We start from the raw sequence: 23507 nt of genomic DNA on the forward strand, positions 1-23507 counted from the left end.
GCGGGATTATTTAAGCGGAAGAACGATCAACAACGTCATTTAAGCAAACAACTGTTGCCCAATATACTCACCCGGCTTTGCACCATGAGGACAAGCAAACAAGCCGCTGCCAAGATGTGTGGTGAATTGATTGAGCATGTCGAACTTGGCCATTTTCTCAAACATTTTCGTGAAGCCAGTTCTTGGATCACGTTGGTAACATTGAAATAACAAACCTGCATCGAAAGTCATGGCTTGACGCCAAGGCGGCCAGCGCTCGGCGATCTGACTTACGCCATTATCGTAGGAGTAAGCTCTACGCAAAATTTGTGCGCCATCATTACTCGCCGGAGCAGCCATACGCGCATGCGAATTTTCGGCGATCAGCGGATTACCATCCTTATCATTTGCATCAAGGTCGAGAGCATCGAATTCATGCTCCTTACCGATCGGTGCACCAGAATACTTATGCCGCCCCACCGTCGCTTCTTGAAATCCCAATTTCATGCGATCCCAATGTTCCAGCGCGATCCGAATCGGACGTATCACCATATAACTACCGTCGCGCATCCAGTCTGGACCTTCATCGCCAACCCAAACGAACTCATTCATCGTTTTGGCATCTTTGGTCGAAATGTTCATGGTACCGTCTTTAAAGCCCATTTGATTGCGCGGTGTTTCACCTGCTTTGAAACTGCCTGAAAAACCGTTTTGGGCCCAGCGGATATCGGCAACACCATAAGCCAGCGCGACCAAACGTCGCACGGCATGCTCTGCTACCTGCGGATCATCAGCACATGCTTGCACCGACAAATCGCCACCAGTTCGCTGAGCAACCAGTTGGTCCCCGGTAAAGCGCGGCAAATCTGCCAACGCCGTCGGACGTTTTTTGGCTAGTCCGTAACGATCTACACCATCTTTTTCGAACAAGCCCGGTCCAAAACCAAAAGTAATCGTCAAGCGTGCAGCCTGCAGATCCAGACTAGAACCTGAATCCTCAGGAATTTGTTCAGCATCAGGATGCGCAGGATAAGTTGTCGGACCATGCGTCATGCTTGCTGCAGCATCTGTCCAGGCACGTAACAACGCAATCACATCTTCACGCTTGGTTGTCGTCAAATCAAATGCCATAAAGTAGCTATGGCTTTGCATAGTCGTTGTTATGCCGCCTTGGTGTTTGCCCCAGAAAGGCTCCGTTGCTGGCTGTGCGGCATTATCAGCATTCTTCGCATTTGCAGCACTATTTGATGACGCAGCAAATGCGTTTAATGCCACTGGCGCTGCCGCCGCAGCCAATGCAGTGCGCGTCAAAAAATGACGCCGTCCCATACTCTGTTTTTTCTGGTCGCTCACGGCGTACCCACTACTAAAGCGTTCACATCATCCTCTACGTAATAGAAGCCTTTATTGTCCGGCGTTAATGCAAGCCCAAACAAATCACCGTTGCCGGGTGGCGATTGCGCTTGATTAGGATCTAGCCAATGCGCATAAATCTGTTTACCAGAAACTGGATCGACTTCAACTGCCTGACCATTTTTCCCGTTCGCCACCAACAGATGCCCTGCAGGTGTCATCACCATTGCCAAAGGCCAGCCGAGCAAGCCATCCTTAGTCACCGTTTTCCCGGTTTTGGCACTAGTGGTACGGGTGCTGGCATCGGCAATTGCGCTAATTTCGTTATCCAGACCATCAGTAACATACAAAGTATCATCAGGGCCGAGCGCCAAACCAGTTGGGCCGAACAAGAAATTATCCTTATCCGCACGTTGCGCAAAACCGCTACCGATCACAGTCTGGCTTTGCAGGACTGGTGGCTTACCTTCGGGTATCGTCACCTCAAGTCGCAATACGGTCGCTTCGCGCACCGTGACTGGGTAATGAGTAACAGGATCAACCACCTCTGGGCCGGGGATATTGAAACCCGCCATGCTGATGAATAGCGTGGCACTGTCACCATGATCAACCGTCACCATATTGCCCCACGGGCCGTTAATGGTCGGGCCAGCCCAGGTTGCAACGTGCTTGCCGGTTGCATCAAAAACCAACAAGCAGCCATCGCCTTTTGTACGCGTCGTGCCATCGGTGCTAGGAGTACTGCCGACAATCACCCAACCGCTTTTCAACATCGTCATTGCAGTCGTCAAGCCGACACCACCGGGACAGTCTTTGAGGTTTTGCGGCACTTGCGCAAATAGCTTGGTTTGTTTGGTGCTGGGACGATAGTTGACGATAGTCGTGCCAGTTCCCTGCAAGTTCGAAATATTGTTGAAGTTATCGACCAGCACATCGCCTTGTTCGATCGAACCAATCGTCACCGGCGCAACCACCACTGCGTACGGATTGACGTCGCCATTATCCGGTATGGTCGACGCCAGCATCTTGTGATGATGAATCGTTTCTAACATGCCTCTCGGCTCATCGGCGCTAGCTGATGCCATCGGTGCCAGCAAAGCCGAAGCCAACCCGAGCAGAGCAAATAATTTTACGCCCCGCTGATGGCGTGCTTTTTGCGCGTAGCTTTGTAAATCAGGAGTTTTCATAAATATCTCTATCAAAATGCAATATTGGTGCGCAAGCCGAGTACCAGTTCATTTTTAACTCTGTGCGATGGATCATCGGGATTGGCGATGCCAGCACCCGGATTAAATACATACTGCAGATCCGGTTGCAACTGCAGCCACGGTCGAACCTGATATTGATAAGTTGCTTCTACGAATTTTTCACTACTGCGAATTGGACTCGTAGTACCGTTGTAAAAATTAGTTGCGCTATCTAAAGCCGCCGCTTGTTTGCTCACATGCGCATAGCCGACGCCAAGGCCAAAGGTATCATCGGTGCGATAACGGAATGGGCTGTGAAATACCATACCGGCGTTCACGCTGGCATCAATCAGATTACGGTCCTTCAGTGGTGTGCCCATGACACGCGCAAATAAAGCAATAGTGCGATTTGGATCAATCGGGTCGCGCCAGACTAAGTGATCGCCGACCGCGTAGAAAGCATAATTGCCATGATGAAGCTGCGGCTGGCCGTCACTGCCAGGATTCGCCAGAGACAAGCCATTTTCATCCCATGCCTGATCTCCGAACTGTTCGCTGTCATACCATGCGCCTATGCGGTAAGTCCACCCCAGCGGCGGCGATGCGCCAGGCTCGACCATACTTCCGACAGCAGGATAAGAAAACTGCACTTCCATAATCGACAATGTTCCCTTGCCTACCGGGAAGTTGAGGCCATGCGGATTATTTAATTGCGAATCACCACTGGTATTCGATGAAGGACTGCCATTGAACACACCAGCCAGTATCGTAATACCATCAACTGGACGAGCACTAAAGCGCGCACCAACTGCGGACAGTGGGTACGCTGGGCCACCGCCCGGCATATCTGCTGATGGCAACATAGGCCAACCAAACATGGTGTTGACGAACATCAGCGCATTGCTACTGACCATAAATTCCTGATCAATACTTTGCTGTCCGACCTTGATGTCCAGACGGTCTTCTTCGAGGAATTTCTGGTCGTACCACAGTTCCCATAAACGCGTCGCCCGATCAGCTTCAATGCCGCTGGCCGTTTGCAAGGTTTGCAGATTTTCAGCACTTAAACTATTGCCATGAATTTGCAATGCACTGACATTAAACAAACCGCCATAATGGCCAAAAGCGCGTTGCGTATTCAATTGCATGACAGCCTGCGTCAGGCCATCATAAACAAAGCCGGTTTTGGTACCACCTGTGGTATTCCCCAGATATTCGCTGGTCTCTTGCAAGCCAAATGAAATACCGTAGCGACTCAATGCTGACCGAAAACCCCACATATCGCCTAGCAATGTACTACTGCGATCAATGCCGTCCATAAATCCAAATAAGCCGCCTGATGAAGCTCCCGACAAATCACCGCTGGCAGGAATCGAAATCGGCGGCGGTGCCGCATACACATTGCTCAATGCCGATAGCAGCACGGTAGTCACGGCTGCACAACTGGCCTTGCGAAAAAATCGACGTGAAAGATTACGTTGCATCCGCTTGGGCTGCAGTACTGGCGCTTGATGGTCTATGCGCGCATTGTTGTTATGCATGTTGAAACTGCCTTATACACTGAGATTTTTAATTTTTCAGTCATTGTTTATGGCAAGTCGCTTGGCTATCTAACAATGTCTCTATAAACAGTTGCTTCCGACAAAACCAACCGCATTGATTGAATTGACTCAAGGAAACAACATTGAATAAGAATACCTCTCATTACCATTATTGTTAATTGGAAATATGTAATGAATTGTATCAAGCTAAGCAAACACTGATAGTTTATGCAATATAGATTGTAGTTTTACTATTGACGTTCAAAATGTAGCGCTAAATTACGGCGTATCTGTCTATTTTCATTAAAATTATTGCAATCACCATGCTCTGGCTTTCACTCGCAAAAACACTAGTCTTGTTTATCCTCACCGCCATTGCAGAAATAGTCGGCTGCTACCTGCCTTTACTCTGGATCAGCGGCAAAGGATCGGCCTGGTTGCTATTACCAGCGGCAATCAGTCTCTCGTTATTTGTATGGCTGCTGACTTTACATCCCAACGCCAGTGGTCGGGTTTATGCGGCGTACGGCGCGGTGTATATTGCCACTGCGATTTTCTGGTTATGGCGCGTGGATGGAATTACACCACGCGCAACCGATCTGATCGGCGTCGCTTTGGCATTGGCCGGTGCGACAGTGATTATGCTGGGCTCAAGAACCTAGAACCCGGCATTGCCAGCGTAAATCAATGCACGCCTATCAGCATTAACCCACCCGCAAACACCAGATACAAAATACCAAAACAAGCCAATCGCCCACCGGTTAACATCCCTTTGCGTAACAACAGGTATAAGCCAGCAATCGACAGCATGGTGACGACGCCAGCCCAAATCAACGCACCGTCCAACATCCACGGCGTGAAAATCAATACCAATGCGGTTGGAATAGTCGCTTGTATCATCATCGCGCCGCTGATATTGCTGAGTGCCAACGTTTGTTTGCCCTGACGCACCCAAATCACGGCATTGAGTATTTCTGGCAATTCAGTCGCAATTGGACTCAGCAACAAAGCGACCAGATGCGGCGAAATGCCAAGCCACGGCGCCATTGCGCCTAGCTGGGAGACGAACAATTGCGAACTAATAAAAATGACCACTAACGCTACTAACGTTTGGAGTACTGCCCATGCCAGACTCGGTTGTTCGTCGTGTGGCCGAAATTTTAAAGGTTCGAGATCATGTATTTCGGTATCAGCATGATCTTCCTTGCGCATTTCACCCCAGATGTAAGCACCATAGGCGAGTAAAAATAAAATCCCCAGCCACGGCTTAATCGCAAATGCGACCAGGCCAAGACTGATTTTGAGAATAAATATCCCCATGAACCAGGCTTGATCACGACTCAAACGTGCGCCATCTGCAGCCGAAAGCAAAATATTGCCTAATTTTTTCCGGTTCAAGATAAACATCAAACCGACTACCGCATAGGCGATCGTCCCCAGCGCCAACGGCCCACCAAGCGCAGCACCAACGCCAATATCTTTATGGGCGGCATCACGGCCAAATACCACGGCGACAAAAGTCACCACCGTTTCAGGCAACGCAGTCCCAAAAGCCGCCAGTACCGTACCGACAGCGCTTTGCGCAATTCCCAGGCGCCGCCCGACCCATTCAATGCTATTGACGAAGTATTCGCAGGAAAGATAGATGACTATTGCTGAGCCAAGCAACAAGGCAATCGTCAATATCATGCGAACGCTCCTGATTGAGGAACAACAGAAATAAAAACAAATAAGGAAATGAAGCGTAAAGAAAAATGAGACGACTGAAACATGGTGACATCCTGGGAGCCGGGCAATGACGAATGGCACAACACCTTTGCCCGGCTGGGTAAAGTGATGTACCAAAGGTCTTGCCAACCAATCAAACCAGATGGTTGCGCATGCCATGGCAAAAAGTGCCAAGTATGTTGACATGCGCTCTTTGTCATTTATTGACTGACAAAGCAGGCTACTCCCCTAAGGAAGGCGCAATTTTAGCACCTAAGAACGATGACGACAATCTCTCTCGCCTTACGCTTTCACTTATTCATGTCTGCATTTGCGCCTTATATAACAAAATTACTGATAATCTTTTTACAAGATAATTTTTATCAGAGGCGCAAATATGCAGAAACTATCCCCCTTCAAAAAATTGGGTTTGTCAGTACTCATCGCCAGTTGCTTTTTGACACCTTCACCACGAACATTTGCCAAAAACGTGCGGCCTCCATTGATGCTGGCCAATCCCTATCATCCAGGCGTCCGTCTTGCAGATTATTGGGTCAGTGAAAAATACGATGGCGTACGAGGCTATTGGGATGGGCAAGCATTATGGACCCGTGGCGGCGAGCCAGTGCACGCACCTGCATGGTTTACCGCTAACTGGCCGAAAACTGCCATGGATGGCGAGCTTTGGGTCGCGCACGAACAATTTGAACAAGCGGTTTCCACCGTGCGTCAACAAACCCCGGACGATGCAGCATGGCGCAGGATGCATTTCATGGTATTCGACGTGCCAGCCTATCCAGGCACATTCGATGAACGCATTCGCGTTTTAAAAGATCTCATCCATAAGCTGGCAAAACCATGGGTTGTGTACGTTACACAAACCAAAGTGAGTGATCAGAAAAGCCTGGACAGCATGCTCGCACAAGTTATCAAACTGGGCGGTGAAGGTCTGGCTCTGCATCGTGGCGACTCATACTATCGCGGGGTACGTAGCGATGATTTACTCAAAATAAAACCGCATACAGATGCCGAAGCAAAAATCATTGCCATCATTCCTGGCAAAGGCAAATATCACGGCATGATGGGGGCATTGCTGGTTGAAACAGAGGATGGTCAGCGCTTTCGCATTGGCTCTGGTTTCAATGATAAAGATAGACATTCACCGCCCGTTATCGGCAGTTGGGTAACTTATCGTTATCGCGGCATGACAGCGCGTGCGATACCCCGACATGCAACGTTTATGCGGATACGGAAAGATGTGGCGCAACGATAAGTTTATCGGGATTTTTTACGCTTTTTCACGTGGCATAAAAATCTGCCGATCACCATGCTGTATTACCTCAATCTGATGTCCAAGACAATGACTGAGCAACGGTGCGGTCATTACTTCAGCAATTGAACCGGCTTGCCACGCACCATCGCCCATCAACAACAGCGCATGCGTGGCGACGCTACGTGTCAGGTTCAAATCGTGACTTACCATGACGATCGCTTTGTTTGGCATATCTGGTGTATCTGAATGGGTTACCTGTCTTAACTTATCCAGCAATTGCATCACACTGACTTGGTGGCCCACATCTAAGGCATTGGCTGGCTCATCCAGCAACAACAGCGGGGTCTCTTGCGCCAATACCGCGGCAATCGCGACACGTTGCCGCTCACCGCCAGATAAGGTACGTACATCGCGATCCGCCAATGCAGCGACATCCAACATCTCCAACGCTTGGTAAGCCTTTTCATAATCTGCGGTGGATTCCCAATACTGACCGTCATGATAAGGATGCCTCGCAGCCAATACGGTTTCGATCACGCGATAACCAAAAGCATCAATACTGCTTTGCGATAAATATGCCCTTGCACGCGCCAATTCTTGTAGCGAGCAACTGGACAAAGGCTTATCGTTGATACGTATTTCTCCGCCGTCGACTGCGCGCAATCCAGCCAGACTACGCACTAATGTGCTTTTGCCAGCACCATTGCGACCGATCACGCACCAGCACTCTCCAGATTGAATTTTCCAATTCAATCCATCAACCAATTTGCGGTCGCGATGGTGATCACGAATACGCAGTTGTAAATCAAATGTTTGTAGTAGCGTTGTCATGCGTGCCTGTCTGCTTTCATTTAGCCATCCTCACTTTTTAATGACTTACGCAGAACTGGGCTGTGTGTGGCATTTTTTCTCAGAAAAGGCGGGATCAAAAAAGAAGGAAATTAACGTAAAAAATGTTCACTCAAACATAACTTTCACTGAGATCTGCATCATCAGACCGTGAGAAAAAATGCCACACAGCCCAGTTCTGCGTAAGTCCTTTTTCATTTCTTCCGAATATGATGCAACTGAATTAAAAAAGCTGGCACACCAATCAACGCGGTGATCACACCAACCGGCAATTGCTGCGGGGCCAATATGCTACGCGCCAAGGTGTCGGCTAACACAAGAAAAATACCACCAGCCAATGTCGCAGAAGGTAATAACAAACGGTGATCCGGTCCTAGAGCAAAACGACAGGCATGCGGCACAATCAAGCCAACAAAGCCAATGGCACCGGCACTACTGACTGTGCAAGCCGTTAATAACGCCGAACAAAAAAACAGGCTTTTTTTGAGTGAGCCAACTTCAATTCCCAGTGTGGCGGCGACTTCTGCATGTAGCACCATGACGTTGATATGCCGTGCCTTACGTAAAGCAAAAATTATCGCTGCACCGAGTACCAGCCATGGCAGCCAGCGCAACTGCGCCCCCGATAAATCACCCATCAGCCAAAACACCATGCTACGCAAGCGACCATCTGGAGCAATGGTCAACATCAACGTCACCAACGCACCGCAACCGGATGCGACAATCACGCCGGTGAGCAATAACAATTGCCCCGGATAACTACTTGAAATTCCGCTACGCAAATCACGGTAAGCCAAGCCGAACAACAAGAACGCCACCGTTATTGCTCCTGCAAAGGCTGCAAGGTCAATCATCCAGGCGACGCTACAAAACAACATCGCGGCCAGCGCACCCACTGCTGCGCCACCGGAAACGCCGAGGACATAAGGGTCAGCCAAGGGATTGCGTAACAACGCTTGCATCATCACTCCGGCCAACGACAACATTGCTCCCGTAACGAAGCCTGATAAAGCGCGCTCTAAACGTAATTCCAATAATGTCGCTGTCATCGAACTGGGATGACCTCCCAGCACTTCACCAAAAGCATGTAATAAATCTGAGAAAGGTAAAGCAACCGAACCCATTGCAGAAGCAAATATCAGGCTCAAGACTGCACATAAAATTAAACTCCCCAACGTCACTAAAGCACGCTGCGAATCATGTGCACTGCTTGTCTGCGTTGATGCTCTGGAGGTATTTTTCATGGTGTTATATTGATGCGAGGTCTACCGACTACCCCGACCTGCACAGCGCACAAATAAATCAACCACGTTCAATGAACGTGGTTGATTTATGTTCTATGCAAGCTATTTATGCTGATTATTTAATGACGCTATTTTCAGCAGACTCACGTGTTTCTTAATTTCCCTGCATGCCATCTGCTTTACTTGGCGGTGCTTTAAATTTTTTGTAAAAATCCATTGCACTCATGCCGACATCGTTCTTGAGAGTCGCGTTGGCACCTGCTTTTTCCAACAAGTCCATCGTGTCCGTTTTACCACTACGTGCAGCCATCATCAGCGGCGTTGTTTTATTTGGTGAAAGTGCATTCACCTGCGCGCCGGCCTTCAATAATATTTGCACGATTTCGCCGTTACCTGCCGCGGCAGCGTAATGTAGTGGCGCCCAACCGGCTTTATTTACTGCGGCGCCTTTGGCTAACAGGGCTTTGACTGCTTCCACGTTGTTTTTATACGATGCAACCATCAACGCTGTGTCACCATTGGTGGCCTGCGCATTAAGATCTACTCCTTTGGCATCCAAAAGTACATTGAATGATTTCATGGAGTTTTCCTGGACGGCCAAAATCAAGCCAGTATTGCCACGCTCACCACCTTTAACGTTCGGATTTAACCCTGCATCCAATAGTTTTGGGATGCCGCGATAATCATCGAGTGAAATTAATTTAAAGAACTCATCAGTTGGCGCTGCATGACTTTGTACAGGCAAACTAGCCATGCTCATCGCAAAAGTGACGCCCAGAACAGTCGATAGCAAAGTACGGTGACCGCGCGGACGATTTGCTTGCGCTAATTTTGCGGCGATTTTTTTGGTGAAATTAAACATGCGCATCCATCTTCTCCTGAGGAAGGTTAAACAATTTAAAAAAATTATCCGTCGTTTGCTGAGCTACTTGCGCCACAGGCACACCTTTAAGATCTGCCAAAAACTCAGCCACATACTTCACTAATCCTGGCTCATTCATTTTTCCACGGTGCGGCACCGGCGCCAGATAGGGTGAGTCAGTTTCAATTAAGGTTTGCTCTAGAGGAACGGCAAGCGCGACCGCCTGTAAATCTTTGGCGCTCTTGAAAGTGACGATACCAGAAAATGAAATATAAAACCCCATTTTCGTGGCCGCTTCCGCCACGGCCAGAGACTCAGTAAAGCAGTGCATGACGCCGCCAGCGCCGCCAGCATCAGTTCCCGCGCCTTCCTCTTGCATGATACGTATCGTGTCTTCAGACGCCGCTCGGGTGTGAATAATCAAAGGTTTTCCCGTCGCACGCGATGCGCGGATATGGCGACGAAATCGCTCACGCTGCCATTCCAAATCACCTTGCAAACGATAATAATCGAGCCCGGTTTCGCCAATGGCGATAATTTTCGGGTGATTGGAAAGCGCAATCAGCTCTTCGACCGTTGGTTCTGGCGTATCTTCATAATCCGGGTGAACTCCAACGGAAGCATAGATGTGCGGATACGCTTCAGCCAGCGCCAGCACTTGCGGGAAATCAGGCAAATCAACGGAAACGCATAAGGCATGCGTCACACGATTTTGCGCCATCTTATCAAGAATCTCCGGCATCCTGACAGCCAGCTCCGGAAAATTGATGTGGCAATGAGAGTCAATATACATAGACGAATTATATAGAATAAAAGCGAGAGCTAAAGCGAGAGCAACTGAGCGTAAAAGCATTAGACGAAAAAAATCCCCGGCGTACCGGGGATTTTTTATATGCTTGATTCAGCTCTTACAATTTCTTGACGAAATTAGATAGCTTGAATGTTCGAAGCTTGCTTGCCCTTAGGGCCAGTAGTTACTTCGAAAGAAACACGTTGGTTCTCTTGCAGTGATTTGAAACCACTTGAGTTGATAGCTGAGAAATGCGCGAACAAATCCTCACCACCTTCATCAGGAGTGATAAAACCAAAACCTTTTGAATCATTGAACCATTTTACGATACCAGTTGCCATTGCATTTCCTATTTCAGTTAATTTGGGCTTGCACCCGTTAGATCGTTTGAAGCAAGAAAGGAATGACAGACAGACTGCACCACTAGCTCGAATCTTAAACGATGCTGCATTATACCGGATAAATTGCCGATGCACATTGGAAGAATGCACAAATATTGCTTATTCCACAATTTGACCCAAAATAAGCATGTCATCCGTTATTCCGCTCATCTCTTGCTCTGTTATCTTTATAGCTGACAATCATTACAAGTGGCAATTATTATTGTAGCAAAACCATGAAAATGGTCATAAAACAACTTTTCCTATGTGATTTTGTTGCTTATACATCATTTGGCTGGCGCTAACTGGCATTAATTATTACTATTTTGAAATTTTTCTGTCTCAATCCCGGTTTAACAAAAAAATCATTGCGCTTATTCCATTGTTTTAAGATAACCCGAAAAAACATCACTTTTTGTTATAAATTCTGGGTTGAACACACATTACAGCCTTACTCCTTACCAATTTATCTTAGGCGCTATCCTTACACATGCCACTCCCCGCTGCTGAAATATCGCCAAAATCTGATTCCGTATTACGCCATCGTCCGTTCCTATTGTTTTGGAATGCCCGCGTTGCCTCTACCATAGCCAGTCAAATGCAAATCGTCGCCGTTGGCTGGCAAGTGTATCAATTGACGGGCAGTGCATTAGATCTTGGCATGGTCGGATTGGTGCAGTTCATACCTTCGCTGTTTTTGGCGCTGCTTGTCGGTCACGTTGCAGATCGCTTTGATCGCCGCAAAATAGCACGCATTTGTTTATTCATCGAAGGCTTGGCCGCAGCTGTCATGGCGGTCGGCAGCATGCAAGGATGGCTCACCAAGGAGGCGATTTTTGCTGTTGTTTTCATTCTCGGCGCTTCACGTGCATTTGAAAAACCGACATTACAGGCACTAGTACCAGGCTTGGTTCCCGCCCACTTGTTATCGCGCGCCGTTGCCTGGGCGGCATCGGCAACGCAAACGGCAGTCATTATCGGTCCCGCTCTTGGCGGCTTCATTTACGTTGCTGGCGCTGCCACCGTATACACTTGTAGCAGCGTGTTATTTTTGCTTTCTAGCTTATTGATCAGTTTAATTCGCATCGAAAGCGCGCTACCGAAGCGCGAGCCGGCAACGTTGCAATCAGTCTTCGCAGGCATCGCTTTCATCAAGAGTCGTCCGGCAATCTTAGGGGCGATTTCTCTCGATTTATTTGCGGTACTGCTTGGCGGTGCGACCGCTTTACTTCCCATTTTTGCACATGATATTTTATCGGCAGGACCGCTCGGTTTAGGCTTGCTGCGCTCAGCGCCTGCAGTTGGCGCTTTGTCCGTTGCGATTTATCTGGCGCATTACCCGCTGAAGCGGCGCGTCGGCCGCAGCATGTTTATTGCTATTGCTGTTTTTGGCTTGGCGACAATCGTATTTGCGCTGTCTCACTCGTTTATATTATCGCTTGCCGCATTAGTCGTGCTGGGTGCATCAGACATGATCAGCGTAGTGGTGAGATCAACTTTCGTGCAACTTGAAACACCGGATGCGATGCGTGGCCGCGTCAGCGCAGTCAATTCCATTTTCATCGGCACATCCAATCAGCTTGGCGAGTTTGAGTCCGGCGTCACTGCATCTTGGTTTGGTGCCATACCGGCCGTGGTGATCGGCGGCATCGGTACGATTACGGTGGTGGTGTTATGGATACGTTTATTCCCGGAGCTTTTCAAAGTTGATAGCCTCACGAATACACAACAGACGCCATCAGCATCAACCAGCAAATAACGCAAACCACCCATGGATGAACAGTGCGTCGTCAGCAACCGTCATCAGTTCCCGATATACTTCATGCGAGTTAAATTTCAAACAAATAAATCATAGATTTTTTTGTAAAGACATAGCAACAAAGGAAAAAGCATGCAATACCGCGAACTAGGACAAAGCAATCTGAAAGTCAGCCTCATCACACTCGGCACGATGACATGGGGTGAGCAAAATACCGAAGCTGACGCACATGCGCAAATTGATATGGCGCTCGAACATGGCGTCAACCTGATCGACACCGCTGAAATGTACCCAGTCCCTCCTCGCGCAGAAACCCAAGGATTGACGGAGCGTTATGTCGGAAGTTGGCTAAAAAAACCAGGCAATCGTGAACGAGTCATGGTCGCCACCAAAGCCACCGGCCCGGCACGCAAACCACATAATCCACGCCATGTGCGTGGCGGCATCAACAACTTTGATCGTAAAGGTTTGACGGAGGCATTAAACGGTAGCCTGGAGCGACTACAAACCGATTACGTTGATTTATATCAATTGCATTGGCCGGATCGTAGCGTCAATTGTTTTGGCACGTTGAATTATGCACATCATGCTGATGAAGATACCGTAGCTATTGAGGAAACATTGGCGATACTCGCCGATTTCATTCAGGCAGGGAAAATAAGACACATCGGGATTTCAAATGAAACACCGTGGGGCATGGCGCAATTCCTGCGTGCCACGGAAAAATTCAATTTGCCACGAATAGCGACGATTCAAAATCCCTACAGTCTGCTAAACCGTGTTTTTGAAATCAGTCACTCTGAATTTTCTTATCGTGAACAGGTAGGTTTGCTGGCATATTCACCGTTAGCATTTGGCATGTTAACGGGTAAATACTTGAACGGTGCGCGGCCCGTTGGTGCGCGCTTGTCGTTATTCGAGCGCTTCCAACGTTACAACAATCCACAAGTCGAACGCGTGATTGGTGACTATGTTGCGCTAGCTAAAAAGCATGGTCTGGACCCAGCACAAATGGCTTTGGCTTTCGTCAACAGCCGTGGCTTTGTCACGAGCAATATCATCGGTGCCACCACACTGCAGCAATTGCAAAGCAATCTTGATAGCATCAACATCACACTCACTGATGATATCTTGCAAGAGATAGACGCAATTCATACGCGTCAACCAAATCCGGCACCATAAAACTGGACACTGAGCGTCACTTTCACTTCTGAAAGTGACGCTACTAACGCAGCCTGCTCGCCTAAATTACTCTTCCAATGTGCCCTGCTTAATCTCCTCCTCAGTACGAGGACGAGAGGCATAACGTCGGGCCAGGAAAGCACATACCATCAATTGAATTTGGTGAAACAGCATTAGCGGCAATACCACCATACCTACTATATGACCAGCAAAAAGAACATTCGCCATCGGGATACCGCTGGCTAAACTTTTCTTCGAGCCACAAAATACCATCGTAATTTCATCTGCCTTTGAAAATCCGAGACGCCGACTGATGAAGGTCGCTATCGCCAACATCGCAAATAACAGAACTATCAATACCAGCACCAATCCCAGCAAGGAAAGTGCAGGTAACTGCTGCCACAAACCGCGCACCACGGCTTCGCTAAATGCTGTGTAGACCACTAATAAAATCGAACCTTGATCAACCACTTTCAGCATGCTTTTATTCTTATCTACCCACTTGCCTATCCAACGTCGCGCGATTTGACCAGCCACAAAGGGAAGTAATAACTGCAAGAGGATTTTTAAAATAGCATCGAACTCACCATGCTGCTGACTATGCGTCACCACGATCAATCCGACCAACAGCGGGGTCAAAAATATACCAATCAGGTTAGACGCGGAAGCACTGCACACCGCTGCAGGGACATTGCCGCGCGCGACCGACGTAAATGCAATGGAAGATTGCACGGTCGAAGGCAGAGTGCATAAAAACAAAATGCCAAGATAAAGATCGGGTGTCACCAGTGGCAAAAAGACTGGCTTAAACACCAAACCTAGCAACGGAAACAACACAAAAGTAAACGCCAATACCGTCAAATGCAAACGCCAATGCAACGCACCTTCCAACACTGCCTCACGCGACAATTTCGCACCGTGCAAAAAGAACAGCAAGCTAATCGAAACCATCGTGATCCAACTAAATGCCTCTGCGACTTCTCCTTTACAAGGAAAGAAACTTGCGATGAGTACAGTGGTAACGAGTAACAGCGTGAAATTATCGGGTAGAAAACGGGGACGGGTCATGGCGAAGCAGCGCAAGTGAACTGAAAAGAAATACTGAGCTGCGTATTCTACTCCGCTTCGTTTTAGATTGCCGATTAGTCACCGGAGCTGCATTAAGCAAAAAGCAAAATGGCGCCCATCGGACGCCATTTTTTCACTCACTTGTGTCATCAACTAACGGTTACCAAATCCAAAACATCAACAACCAGGCAAAATTTACCAATCCCAACGCTGCAATCATCGGCACCATGGCCACCAATCGTCGACCGATTGACTGTGTATAACGCCCGACCACGCCCCATGCCAGCCACGCACTCCACAAGCTGGTAGCTATCAACAACATCGCACGAACATCATTCGCCCAAAACACTGGCAGATGCTCGCCACGCAATAAACTCACGGTGGTAGCCGATAATCCGACGAATACGCCGCAGCCTGCCAGAGGCACCATAGCCAACACTAAATGATTAAATCGTTGGCGATCCCAAGGCCCCAAAAGACGTGTACCGAGTGCAAATAATAGCGACAATGTCGTCCCCATCACTAAACCAGTAGCCAAGATATAGCCAACCACCAAACTACCATCGAGCCAGCTGAAGACATCGCTTTGCGCAGGATAATTGGTAAATATCCACCAAGGCGCATTGGTAGCGAATGGCCACATAATGTCACGCTCAATCAACCAGGTTGCAATGGTTTGTTTAAGCATGATGAACCAAGGACTGGCCGACCAATGAAACGCCCCGATCGCAATTCCCATCAAACCATACAAGGCTAAAGCACTTTCCCACAGGCTGTTATTTTTCTGGCCAAGCTGCACAATCTCCACCGTCGGCGAGCGCCAGGTTAGCGCAATCGCATCGCGATGGCCGCTACAACGGCCACACATATGACAATCAGCCGCACCCGTCATGGCGCGCAGTGGCACCAGCGGAGCACAATTAATTGCAATAGTTTTTTGGCCATGAATGTGCGGTGTTTTATAGGAAGCACGCCAGGCATCTTCGTTGACTTTGTAATGAAATGGCGCCAGCTTTGCCAGCAAACCGAAAACGCCGTTTACCGGGCACAAATATTTGCACCAAACCCGTTTGTCGCGTCCATATAAATAACCAACGATCATCGCGCCAACAGTCGAGCCGCCCAACACCAGCAACACCGCTTTTGGATATTGATAGACGCTCACCATCTGACCATAAATCGTGGTAAGCGCAAACGCCACGAAAGGCCAGCCTCCCCAGCGCATCCAGCGTGGAATCGCTTTAGCCCGGCCATGGCGACTAGCAAATTCAGTCAGTGCGCCTTCTGGGCATAATACCCCGCACCACACGCGCCCCATCAGCACCATACTGATCAGGACAAACGGCCACCATATTCCCCAAAAAGCAAACTGAGCGATCAAGGTCAGGTTAGACCAGATATGTGCCGTCTCATCCGGCAACGGCAAAAATATTGGTACTAGAATCAAAAAAGCGTAGAGCAATACAATGCACCACTGGATGCCGCGTATCAAACCGCCATGAAGTCGCATCCACTCACCCGTACGGGCGAGTCGTGTGGATGAAGTTGGTGACGTTGCTGCGGAGGTAGCGCAAGTACTCATGCAATATTCACGAATTAGTTAAAACAGGTCAGGCCGCAGCCTTAATTTGGGCCGACGCTTTTTTGGGTGCTGCGCGTCTCAACAAGAGCCACACCACCAGCCAATATGCTGCATATACCAGCAAACTCATCAACGCCGGTTGCGCACGATAGCCTGTCATCGTGGCAATCAAATTACCGACTGGTGAGGTGTCATCCAACAAGCGAGAGCTATCCCATACTGGATCGATCAATGTCGGAATAATATCCAGAGACATTAAGCGCTCAATGCCTGTCAACAGCAAACCCGCAGCCAAGAACAGTAAAAGCACTTCCGTCACTTGGAAAAAACGTCGCCAGGAGAAAATTTTGCCGCCCAGTTGCAACAGATAGAACGTCAAAAATGCCAGGGCAAAACCAAGCACTACTGCCAGCAAGAAACCGCCGGTACTTTCGTGCTGACCCAAGCCTAAGCCGTACAAGAAAATCACAGTCTCACTGCCTTCGCGGGCAATCGCCAACGCCGCCAGGATAGTCACGCCCCACCAGTTCGACGTTTGTAAATTGGCGCTAAGCGAGGTTTCCATTTCGCGCTTCAAGGTGCGACCGTGCTTGCGCATCCAATACACCATCTGCACGATCAAGACTGCGGCGACCAATACCATACCGATCTGGAAATAATCCTGGGCATCGCCGGAGAGTAACTCGCTGAAACCTAATAATGCAGCGCCCAAACCGATAGCCGCCAACACACCGATGGCAACCCCTGCCCACAGATAAGGTAAACCGCGACGTGCATCAGCACCGCCGTTTTTTAACCAGGCGTACAAAATACCTACAACCAATAAAGCCTCAACGCTTTCGCGCCAGACGATGAACAAAATCTGTCCCATCGCTACTCTCCGTTCTTATTTTGCAACGCATTTTATAATTCAAATGCGCGGTTTACTTGGCGACAATCACGCCCTTGGCGCTTTGATGAAAATCGTCGAAAAATTTGTATTCACCCGGTGACAACGGCGCAATCACCACGAAAGACTCTGCGCCTGGCGCCAATACTTTTTCTTTACGTAATTGCACACTTTCAAATTCAACTGCCGACGTACCAGTGTTGTGGACCGTGATTTTGATTTTTTGGCCCGCAGGTACTTCAATTCGAGCGGGATTAAGTACGCCATCCTTCATTTCTAATTTGAAGGTCGGCAAATCTGCAGCAAACGATGCAGTTGCCTGCAATAGCAAAGCAGTAAGTAAACCAGCGGAGAAACCGCTGCGTATTTTATTCAAAGACATCAATACCACTCCTGCTTGTCAATATGCAGAGAAAAGACGAAGGTACCAATATACATCAGCACCTTCAAATGATCATCATTCGCACTATCATTAATGGAGACTTGGCGCCCACATTGCATGACATTACTTATGCCTGTATTAATTAGTAGCCACCCTTTTTGCCAACGCCAGCGAAAATAAATTCATTCGTGACAACAAAAGGCTTAAACCATGGGCCGACACCCGTTTCTTTATCAACATGACGGCCAAAATGTTCATGCGTATTCATTGATGGGGGCAAGATCGTCATCTTCAGAGTGTATTTTCCAGGGCCATCTAATTTGACGTTATCGCCATAATGCGGACCGTCACTCGCAACCATCGGCATCATCTCGCCTTTAATCACTTTAGTAGAGCCTGCTTTAGTGAATTCATAAGAGATCATCAAAGCGGGCATCCAGTCACCCTCTGCAAAACCATTCGGATTGTTTTTGACGGCGCGAATATCGGCTTCTACATGCATGTCCGAATCTTCTGCTTTGCGCATCATACCTTCAGGCTCCATCTTGGTCGGCTGCAAATATACCGCGCTGACTTCAAGGCCGTTAAAAATTTGCGGCTTGCCAATTGGGTATTCTGCTGCCCAAGCACTACTTGCAAAGCAGGTAGTGGCGACTGCAAGCAACGCTGCATTTTTAATATGCGTTTTTAAATTCATTTTTAAACTTGTCTTTACGCCCATCTTCTAGCCTCTTTCAAACAGAGTAAATGATAATGATTATTGTTTGATTATAGCACCGGCACAAACATCATGCACATATGCAAATTCTGCTATTTACAAATAGAAAGCCGACTGAAAGCACCACGCGCATTCAATAAAATATCTTAATAAAGATGAATTTAGAGTCGGATTGCGATTCATTCGCAATTCCCTCTTCCAAAATACGCATAGCTCAGCTATAATCTCGTTTTTCGCGGCTGTAGCTCAGCTGGATAGAGTACTTGGCTACGAACCAAGGGGTCGTGGGTTCGATTCCTGCCAGCCGCACCAGTTTCTGAGGGTCTGCAAGAGAAATCTTGCAGACCCTTTCTGGTTTACGGGGTGCTCTTAACAACCGCTAAATTCTTGCGTCTTAACAAAAACAGTCGTTTTTAAATATATTGAACGCCATATGTCCTCAATATGCACTGCGGCATAAGGATAGCGGCAATTAAACAGCAAATTCTGTTGAAAAAAACTCCCTAAAAATAAAAACTCCTATATAATTCTGCTCTTTCGCGGCTGTAGCTCAGCTGGATAGAGTACTTGGCTACGAACCAAGGGGTCGTGGGTTCGATTCCTGCCAGCCGCACCAGTTTTGAAGGGTCTGCAAGAGAAATCTTGCAGACCCTTTCTGGTTTACGGCATTACATTATTTTTCGCCAATAAAAAAGCCAATGATATTTAGTTGATCATTGGCTCTTCTTCATACTATTCACATTACTCAGCTACAAATCATGGGCGACGTGGCGGATATAGCGCTTTCCCGGCCTCATTAATTTGCTCTCGCAATGCGCGTCGTTCATCGGCCGACATGCGACCATGCGAATTATTTTGATTATTATTCTGTTGATTGTTCTGCTGGTTATACTGTTGCCCACGGCTAACCTCCCGCACCGCATCGCGCTGCTCACGCTGATCGCGCTGCGGCTCATACTGACGCGGCTGTGAGTAGCGCGGCACTTGCTGCTCATCCTGCCGCGAAAATGCCTCAGCAGCGGTAGCAGCAAACAGCAAGCAAATACCAATTTTAAGAAACATCATATTCATAAGGATTTCTTCTGTGAACTCCGAATAGCAGTTAAGATTTAACTCCTACCAGATCAGTGTAAGCCCCTCTCCTTTCTGTCATAAGATGTATTTAGTAAAGTGTGTAACACTTTGTAATCCATGCCCTTCAGGTATATTTTTGATTCGAACTCAACGTTACCATAGCCGATATGAATACTACAAATACATCTGCCCAAACCGCTAACACCCATCAACATAAAATCTTGGTGGTCGATGACGATATCCGCTTGCGCGACCTGTTACGTCGTTATCTGACGGAACAAGGCTTTCAAGTGGTGACTGCCGAGAACGCGCAAGCCATGAATAAGCTCTGGATCCGCGAGCGCTACGATCTGCTGGTACTCGATCTCATGTTGCCTGGGGAAGATGGACTTGCCATCTGTCGCCGCTTACGCGGCGCCGGTGATCAGACGCCGATTATCATGCTCACGGCAAAGGGCGAAGATGTCGATCGCATCGTTGGCTTGGAAATGGGCGCCGATGATTATCTGCCCAAGCCATTCAATCCTCGCGAACTGCTAGCCCGCATAGGTGCGGTCTTACGCCGGAAAGGCCCTGATGAATTGCCTGGTGCGCCGTCAGAAACACCGCAGTCTTTTGAATTTGGCCAATTTATTCTCGACCTGGGCACGCGTTCACTCAAGAAGAATGGCGAATCCGTGCCGTTGACCACCGGTGAATTTTCGGTGCTCAAAGTATTTGCCCGTCATGCACGCCAACCGCTGTCACGTGAAAAACTGATGGAATTAGCGCGCGGCCGGGAATATGAAGTTTTTGATCGCAGTCTTGACGTACAAATTTCGCGGTTACGCAAATTGATCGAACCTGATCCAGCCAATCCTTTGTATATCCAAACGGTGTGGGGTCTTGGTTATGTCTTCATTCCAGAAGGACAGCCACGTTGATGCTTTGTTGACTTCTTTCGAAACCGCAGCAATCCTGATGAGTGCAGCCGGTTCCGAAAGAGCTCTGTTGATCCCTGCTTTGTTGGCTAATGCCTTATGACCACTACTCACCGTCTCGCTTGGCTAAAAAGCGGCCTGTTATGGCGCACATTTTTTTTGATGGCGTTCCTGATCTCCGTCAGTATGGTGGCATGGGTTGCGAGCTTTCGCATTGTTGAGCGTGGTCCGCGTGCGCAACAACTCGCGGCGCAAATTGTCTCGATTATCACAGTTACCCGCGCAGCATTAACGCATTCCGCGCCAGACTTACGACGTGAGCTGCTGTTTGATTTGGCCAGCAATGAAGGAATCCGGATTTATCCCCTGGAAGCAGATGATCAGGTAGCACCGCCGCCAGACACTGCCGTCATGCCAGAAGTGGAAGCCGACGTCCGTGCCAGCCTGGGGGAAAAAACCAAATTTTCGTCCAAGGTTAACGATATTGGCGGCTTCTGGGTCAGCTTTACTATCGATGGCGATGAGTACTGGCTGATGTTAGATCGTGACCGGGTTGATCGTAGTTCCGGCGTGCAATGGCTGCAATGGGCAACTGCCGCAATGATGTTATCGCTATTAGGTGCGATGTTTATTTCTGCATTAATCAATCAACCATTGGCACGCATTGCTGCTGCCACCCGCGCCATCGCCAGAGGTGAACAACCAGAACGTTTGCCGGAAACAGGTCCGACTGAAATTGGCGAGGCTAATCGTAGTTTCAATCAAATGGCTGACGATTTGCAACGCATAGAATCCGATCGCGCCATCATATTGGCCGGGATTTCGCATGATTTACGCACACCGATTTCACGCATGCTGCTTGAGGTCGAAATGGCCAACCTTTCCGATGAAGCACGCACCGGCATGCAATCGGATTTGGCGCAAATGGATGGCATCATCGGTCAATTCTTAGATTATGCAAAACCTACCGACACCAGTAGTTTCACGCAAATAAATTTAAGTGATTTCTTGCTGGATGTTGCACAAAATGCGACCCGCCACAGCGATCTCAAAATTCATACCGAAATTGTTCCTTATATCATCGTGTCCGGCAATGAAACCGAACTAAGACGCGTCTTCAACAATCTGATTGAAAACGCCAGACGCTATGGCAAAAAGGAAGATGGCGATCTCGATAACAACATCGTCGAGGTTGATATTAAAGCCACGCCAGATAAACACGACAAAGTCATCATAGAAGTCGCTGATCACGGCATGGGAATACCCGAAGACGAAATACCGCGTCTGTTGAGACCATTCACTCGTCTTGATTCCGCACGCGGCCAAGCCAATGGTTCAGGATTGGGACTGGCGATCGTCAACCGCATTATCAAACGTCATAACGGTAAAGTGCATCTTTCTAATCGTGATGGCGGCGGCCTGGTCATTCAGATCACCTTGCCACTGGTTCGCACGTCCGTAAGGTTGGCTAAAAAAACATCACAACCGAAACAATAACGCCACTGCGTCCGCTGCAATACCTTCTTCACGGCCTAAATAACCCATGCGCTCATTGGTTTTTGCTTTGACGTTGACCTGATCTATCGCCACACCGCAATCAGCGGCGATATGCTCCACCATCTTGGCGATATGCGGCGCCATTTTGGGCGCTTGCGCAATGATGGTGCAATCAATATTACCGATACCAAAACCCGCCGCAGTAATACGCCTAACAGCCTCACGCAATAATTTACGAGAATTAGTGCCGGCAAATTCAGGATCCGTATCTGGGAAGTGACGACCAATATCGCCCAAAGCAGCAGCACCAAATAATGCATCGGTAATCGCATGCAGCAATACATCGGCATCGGAGTGGCCTAACAATCCGGTTTTATGCGGAATCGTTACACCGCCAATAATCAGCGGGCGTCCCGTAACTAAAGCGTGGCAATCGTAACCCTGCCCTATACGGAAAGGTGGAATAGTGGATGGATTCATTTCGATTCTTTCAAAAATAATTCAGCTAATTCAATATCATGCGGCAAAGTCACTTTGAAATTGCGCGGACTACCTGCGACTAATCGTGGCTGCAAGCCCAACATTTCGACGGCACTGGCATCGTCTGTGATTTGCTCGGCATTATCCAAAGCATACGACAAAGCACGTTGTAATAGCTGATAACGAAACATTTGTGGCGTCTGCGCAGCCCACAGCGCGTCTCGCGGCACGGTTTCCTTTACACGCTCGCCATCGGTGCTGGCGCCACGCTTCAAGGTATCGACCACCGGCAGCGCCAATAAACCACCAACGTCGTCCTCTTTCAATGCTGCCATCAAACGTTCAAGCAACGTCACATTCAACCCTGGACGCGCTGCATCATGCACCAGCACCCAGTCGTCGTCACTGAATTGGTCACGCAACCGACCACGCATTGCCGCCAATCCATTCAACACTGACAAATGACGACTATCACCACCGTGATACAGCACGGTGACGCGATCAGCCAAATGTGGTGCCGCCGCCATCATTGCCGCAATATAGCCATCATCTGCGCTCACGACCACGAAGGTATGTGTGATTAAAGTCGAGGCAGCAAAGGTATCCAACACATGTTGCAGCATCGGTTTACCAGCAAGTGGCAAATATTGCTTGGGAAATTCTTTCCCCATACGTGCGCCGACACCGGCCGCGGGGATCAAACCGAAATAACGAGGAGAATGGGACGGTGACTGTGACATTATGCGATAGTATTTTACTAAAATATGCTGACATGACACGCAATAAACATA

Annotated in this window: 23 protein-coding genes, 2 tRNA genes and 1 riboswitch; of the genes, 8 read left to right on the plus strand and 17 right to left on the minus strand. The window is 48.5% G+C overall.

Annotation, left to right across the window (positions count from 1 at the left end; translation table 11 throughout):
• Nucleotides 1-39: 39 nt before the first annotated feature.
• From efeB to GEV47_RS04075, 3 genes are read right to left on the minus strand one after another with little or no spacing between them, the layout of a single operon-like run.
• Nucleotides 40-1332 carry an iron uptake transporter deferrochelatase/peroxidase subunit gene (gene efeB / locus GEV47_RS04065; RefSeq protein ID WP_322741539.1) on the minus strand — a complete coding sequence of 431 codons (1293 nt, stop codon included), beginning with the start codon at nucleotides 1330-1332 and terminating at the stop codon, nucleotides 40-42.
• On the minus strand, nucleotides 1329-2519 hold the full coding sequence (locus GEV47_RS04070; RefSeq protein ID WP_407646185.1) for an NHL repeat-containing protein: 1191 nt from the start codon (nucleotides 2517-2519) through the stop codon (nucleotides 1329-1331). Before GEV47_RS04070 ends, efeB begins: the two co-directional genes overlap by 4 nt.
• An 11-nt stretch (nucleotides 2520-2530) precedes the next feature.
• The gene (locus tag GEV47_RS04075; RefSeq protein WP_153233394.1) at nucleotides 2531-4060 is read right to left on the minus strand and encodes a carbohydrate porin; all 1530 of its coding nucleotides are present in this window, start codon (nucleotides 4058-4060) and stop codon (nucleotides 2531-2533) included.
• 323 nt (nucleotides 4061-4383) lie between these two features.
• On the opposite strand from GEV47_RS04075, the gene GEV47_RS04080 reads away from it, so the two are divergent.
• The gene (locus tag GEV47_RS04080) at nucleotides 4384-4722 is read left to right on the plus strand and encodes a YnfA family protein (protein WP_153233395.1); all 339 of its coding nucleotides are present in this window, start codon (nucleotides 4384-4386) and stop codon (nucleotides 4720-4722) included.
• 22 nt (nucleotides 4723-4744) lie between these two features.
• Here GEV47_RS04080 and GEV47_RS04085 read toward each other — a convergent pair whose 3' ends face one another.
• A complete protein-coding gene (locus tag GEV47_RS04085) occupies nucleotides 4745-5749 on the minus strand; it encodes a sodium:calcium antiporter (RefSeq protein ID WP_153233396.1) in 1005 nt (334 codons plus the stop codon).
• A gap of 166 nt (nucleotides 5750-5915) precedes the next feature.
• Nucleotides 5916-6022, minus strand: a riboswitch (yybP-ykoY riboswitch).
• 142 nt (nucleotides 6023-6164) lie between these two features.
• Between GEV47_RS04085 and GEV47_RS04090 the strand changes: the two genes are divergently transcribed.
• Nucleotides 6165-7040, plus strand: a complete 876-nt coding sequence (locus GEV47_RS04090) for a DNA ligase (protein WP_153233397.1) — start codon at nucleotides 6165-6167, stop codon at nucleotides 7038-7040.
• A gap of 15 nt (nucleotides 7041-7055) precedes the next feature.
• On the opposite strand, the gene GEV47_RS04095 is transcribed toward GEV47_RS04090, so the two are convergent.
• The 5 genes from GEV47_RS04095 to GEV47_RS04115 form a co-directional block, all read right to left on the minus strand.
• Complete coding sequence (locus GEV47_RS04095; RefSeq protein ID WP_153233398.1) at nucleotides 7056-7871, minus strand: ABC transporter ATP-binding protein; 816 nt, start codon at nucleotides 7869-7871, stop codon at nucleotides 7056-7058.
• Between the two features lie 212 nt (nucleotides 7872-8083).
• Nucleotides 8084-9133, minus strand: coding sequence for a FecCD family ABC transporter permease (locus GEV47_RS04100; protein WP_153233399.1), 1050 nt, complete (start codon nucleotides 9131-9133; stop codon nucleotides 8084-8086).
• A gap of 154 nt (nucleotides 9134-9287) precedes the next feature.
• Nucleotides 9288-10001: an ankyrin repeat domain-containing protein gene (locus tag GEV47_RS04105; RefSeq protein WP_153233400.1), complete on the minus strand. Its 714-nt coding sequence runs from the start codon at nucleotides 9999-10001 to the stop codon at nucleotides 9288-9290.
• The gene (locus GEV47_RS04110) at nucleotides 9988-10788 is read right to left on the minus strand and encodes a TatD family hydrolase (protein ID WP_153233401.1); all 801 of its coding nucleotides are present in this window, start codon (nucleotides 10786-10788) and stop codon (nucleotides 9988-9990) included. Before GEV47_RS04110 ends, GEV47_RS04105 begins: the two co-directional genes overlap by 14 nt.
• A 134-nt stretch (nucleotides 10789-10922) precedes the next feature.
• Entirely contained in the window at nucleotides 10923-11126 is a 204-nt protein-coding gene (locus GEV47_RS04115; RefSeq protein WP_153233402.1) for a cold-shock protein, read from the minus strand.
• Nucleotides 11127-11655: 529 nt separating this feature from the next.
• Between GEV47_RS04115 and GEV47_RS04120 the strand changes: the two genes are divergently transcribed.
• Together GEV47_RS04120 and GEV47_RS04125 are read left to right on the plus strand one after the other, a co-directional pair.
• Entirely contained in the window at nucleotides 11656-12924 is a 1269-nt protein-coding gene (locus GEV47_RS04120) for an MFS transporter (RefSeq protein ID WP_153233403.1), read from the plus strand.
• Nucleotides 12925-13056: 132 nt separating this feature from the next.
• A complete protein-coding gene (locus tag GEV47_RS04125) occupies nucleotides 13057-14106 on the plus strand; it encodes an NADP(H)-dependent aldo-keto reductase (protein WP_153233404.1) in 1050 nt (349 codons plus the stop codon).
• Nucleotides 14107-14172: 66 nt separating this feature from the next.
• On the opposite strand, the gene GEV47_RS04130 is transcribed toward GEV47_RS04125, so the two are convergent.
• From GEV47_RS04130 to GEV47_RS04150, 5 genes are all read right to left on the minus strand, one after another.
• On the minus strand, nucleotides 14173-15174 hold the full coding sequence (locus tag GEV47_RS04130) for a bile acid:sodium symporter family protein (protein WP_153233405.1): 1002 nt from the start codon (nucleotides 15172-15174) through the stop codon (nucleotides 14173-14175).
• A 160-nt stretch (nucleotides 15175-15334) separates the two neighbouring features.
• Nucleotides 15335-16684 carry a 4Fe-4S binding protein gene (locus GEV47_RS04135; protein ID WP_153233786.1) on the minus strand — a complete coding sequence of 450 codons (1350 nt, stop codon included), beginning with the start codon at nucleotides 16682-16684 and terminating at the stop codon, nucleotides 15335-15337.
• Between the two features lie 100 nt (nucleotides 16685-16784).
• Entirely contained in the window at nucleotides 16785-17627 is an 843-nt protein-coding gene (locus tag GEV47_RS04140) for an FTR1 family iron permease (protein ID WP_153233406.1), read from the minus strand.
• Between the two features lie 52 nt (nucleotides 17628-17679).
• Nucleotides 17680-18027 (minus strand): cupredoxin domain-containing protein, encoded by a 348-nt coding sequence (locus GEV47_RS04145; RefSeq protein WP_153233407.1) that lies wholly within the window; start codon nucleotides 18025-18027, stop codon nucleotides 17680-17682.
• Nucleotides 18028-18169: 142 nt separating this feature from the next.
• Nucleotides 18170-18724 carry an iron transporter gene (locus GEV47_RS04150; protein ID WP_153233408.1) on the minus strand — a complete coding sequence of 185 codons (555 nt, stop codon included), beginning with the start codon at nucleotides 18722-18724 and terminating at the stop codon, nucleotides 18170-18172.
• 256 nt (nucleotides 18725-18980) lie between these two features.
• Here GEV47_RS04150 and GEV47_RS04155 point away from each other — a divergent pair.
• A tRNA-Arg gene (locus tag GEV47_RS04155) sits at nucleotides 18981-19057 on the plus strand.
• A 227-nt stretch (nucleotides 19058-19284) separates the two neighbouring features.
• Nucleotides 19285-19361: transfer RNA gene (locus GEV47_RS04160), tRNA-Arg, on the plus strand.
• 140 nt (nucleotides 19362-19501) lie between these two features.
• Here the strand turns inward: GEV47_RS04160 and GEV47_RS04165 are convergent.
• On the minus strand, nucleotides 19502-19816 hold the full coding sequence (locus tag GEV47_RS04165) for a hypothetical protein (RefSeq protein WP_153233409.1): 315 nt from the start codon (nucleotides 19814-19816) through the stop codon (nucleotides 19502-19504).
• Nucleotides 19817-19986: 170 nt separating this feature from the next.
• Between GEV47_RS04165 and ompR the strand changes: the two genes are divergently transcribed.
• Both ompR and GEV47_RS04175 read left to right on the plus strand, forming a co-directional pair.
• Nucleotides 19987-20742, plus strand: a complete 756-nt coding sequence (gene ompR / locus GEV47_RS04170) for an osmolarity response regulator transcription factor OmpR (RefSeq protein ID WP_153233410.1) — start codon at nucleotides 19987-19989, stop codon at nucleotides 20740-20742.
• A 96-nt stretch (nucleotides 20743-20838) separates the two neighbouring features.
• Nucleotides 20839-22236, plus strand: coding sequence for a sensor histidine kinase (locus GEV47_RS04175; RefSeq protein ID WP_153233411.1), 1398 nt, complete (start codon nucleotides 20839-20841; stop codon nucleotides 22234-22236).
• On the opposite strand, the gene ispF is transcribed toward GEV47_RS04175, so the two are convergent.
• Both ispF and ispD read right to left on the minus strand, forming a co-directional pair.
• A complete protein-coding gene (gene ispF / locus GEV47_RS04180; RefSeq protein ID WP_153233412.1) occupies nucleotides 22219-22716 on the minus strand; it encodes a 2-C-methyl-D-erythritol 2,4-cyclodiphosphate synthase in 498 nt (165 codons plus the stop codon). The genes GEV47_RS04175 and ispF overlap by 18 nt on opposite strands.
• Entirely contained in the window at nucleotides 22713-23456 is a 744-nt protein-coding gene (ispD, locus tag GEV47_RS04185; RefSeq protein WP_153233413.1) for a 2-C-methyl-D-erythritol 4-phosphate cytidylyltransferase, read from the minus strand. Before ispD ends, ispF begins: the two co-directional genes overlap by 4 nt.
• Nucleotides 23457-23507: the final 51 nt, after the last annotated feature.

The sequence above is a fragment of the Glaciimonas soli genome (assembly GCF_009497155.1).
Lineage (GTDB): Bacteria > Pseudomonadota > Gammaproteobacteria > Burkholderiales > Burkholderiaceae_D > Glaciimonas > Glaciimonas soli.

What these genes read in the sequence shown, in the direction of transcription:
- GEV47_RS04070 (WP_407646185.1), bottom strand. Translation starts at nt 2,519, where the DNA reads ATGAAAACTCCTGATTTACAAAGCTACGCGCAAAAAGCACGCCATCAG.
- GEV47_RS04075 (WP_153233394.1), bottom strand. Translation starts at nt 4,060, where the DNA reads ATGCATAACAACAATGCGCGCATAGACCATCAAGCGCCAGTACTGCAG.
- GEV47_RS04080 (WP_153233395.1), top strand. Translation starts at nt 4,384, where the DNA reads ATGCTCTGGCTTTCACTCGCAAAAACACTAGTCTTGTTTATCCTCACC.
- GEV47_RS04085 (WP_153233396.1), bottom strand. Translation starts at nt 5,749, where the DNA reads ATGATATTGACGATTGCCTTGTTGCTTGGCTCAGCAATAGTCATCTAT.
- GEV47_RS04090 (WP_153233397.1), top strand. Translation starts at nt 6,165, where the DNA reads ATGCAGAAACTATCCCCCTTCAAAAAATTGGGTTTGTCAGTACTCATC.
- GEV47_RS04095 (WP_153233398.1), bottom strand. Translation starts at nt 7,871, where the DNA reads ATGACAACGCTACTACAAACATTTGATTTACAACTGCGTATTCGTGAT.
- GEV47_RS04100 (WP_153233399.1), bottom strand. Translation starts at nt 9,133, where the DNA reads ATGAAAAATACCTCCAGAGCATCAACGCAGACAAGCAGTGCACATGAT.
- GEV47_RS04105 (WP_153233400.1), bottom strand. Translation starts at nt 10,001, where the DNA reads ATGCGCATGTTTAATTTCACCAAAAAAATCGCCGCAAAATTAGCGCAA.
- GEV47_RS04110 (WP_153233401.1), bottom strand. Translation starts at nt 10,788, where the DNA reads ATGTATATTGACTCTCATTGCCACATCAATTTTCCGGAGCTGGCTGTC.
- GEV47_RS04115 (WP_153233402.1), bottom strand. Translation starts at nt 11,126, where the DNA reads ATGGCAACTGGTATCGTAAAATGGTTCAATGATTCAAAAGGTTTTGGT.
- GEV47_RS04120 (WP_153233403.1), top strand. Translation starts at nt 11,656, where the DNA reads ATGCCACTCCCCGCTGCTGAAATATCGCCAAAATCTGATTCCGTATTA.
- GEV47_RS04125 (WP_153233404.1), top strand. Translation starts at nt 13,057, where the DNA reads ATGCAATACCGCGAACTAGGACAAAGCAATCTGAAAGTCAGCCTCATC.
- GEV47_RS04130 (WP_153233405.1), bottom strand. Translation starts at nt 15,174, where the DNA reads ATGACCCGTCCCCGTTTTCTACCCGATAATTTCACGCTGTTACTCGTT.
- GEV47_RS04135 (WP_153233786.1), bottom strand. Translation starts at nt 16,684, where the DNA reads ATGCGACTTCATGGCGGTTTGATACGCGGCATCCAGTGGTGCATTGTA.
- GEV47_RS04140 (WP_153233406.1), bottom strand. Translation starts at nt 17,627, where the DNA reads ATGGGACAGATTTTGTTCATCGTCTGGCGCGAAAGCGTTGAGGCTTTA.
- GEV47_RS04145 (WP_153233407.1), bottom strand. Translation starts at nt 18,027, where the DNA reads ATGTCTTTGAATAAAATACGCAGCGGTTTCTCCGCTGGTTTACTTACT.
- GEV47_RS04150 (WP_153233408.1), bottom strand. Translation starts at nt 18,724, where the DNA reads ATGAATTTAAAAACGCATATTAAAAATGCAGCGTTGCTTGCAGTCGCC.
- GEV47_RS04165 (WP_153233409.1), bottom strand. Translation starts at nt 19,816, where the DNA reads ATGAATATGATGTTTCTTAAAATTGGTATTTGCTTGCTGTTTGCTGCT.
- ompR (WP_153233410.1), top strand. Translation starts at nt 19,987, where the DNA reads ATGAATACTACAAATACATCTGCCCAAACCGCTAACACCCATCAACAT.
- GEV47_RS04175 (WP_153233411.1), top strand. Translation starts at nt 20,839, where the DNA reads ATGACCACTACTCACCGTCTCGCTTGGCTAAAAAGCGGCCTGTTATGG.
- ispF (WP_153233412.1), bottom strand. Translation starts at nt 22,716, where the DNA reads ATGAATCCATCCACTATTCCACCTTTCCGTATAGGGCAGGGTTACGAT.
- ispD (WP_153233413.1), bottom strand. Translation starts at nt 23,456, where the DNA reads ATGTCACAGTCACCGTCCCATTCTCCTCGTTATTTCGGTTTGATCCCC.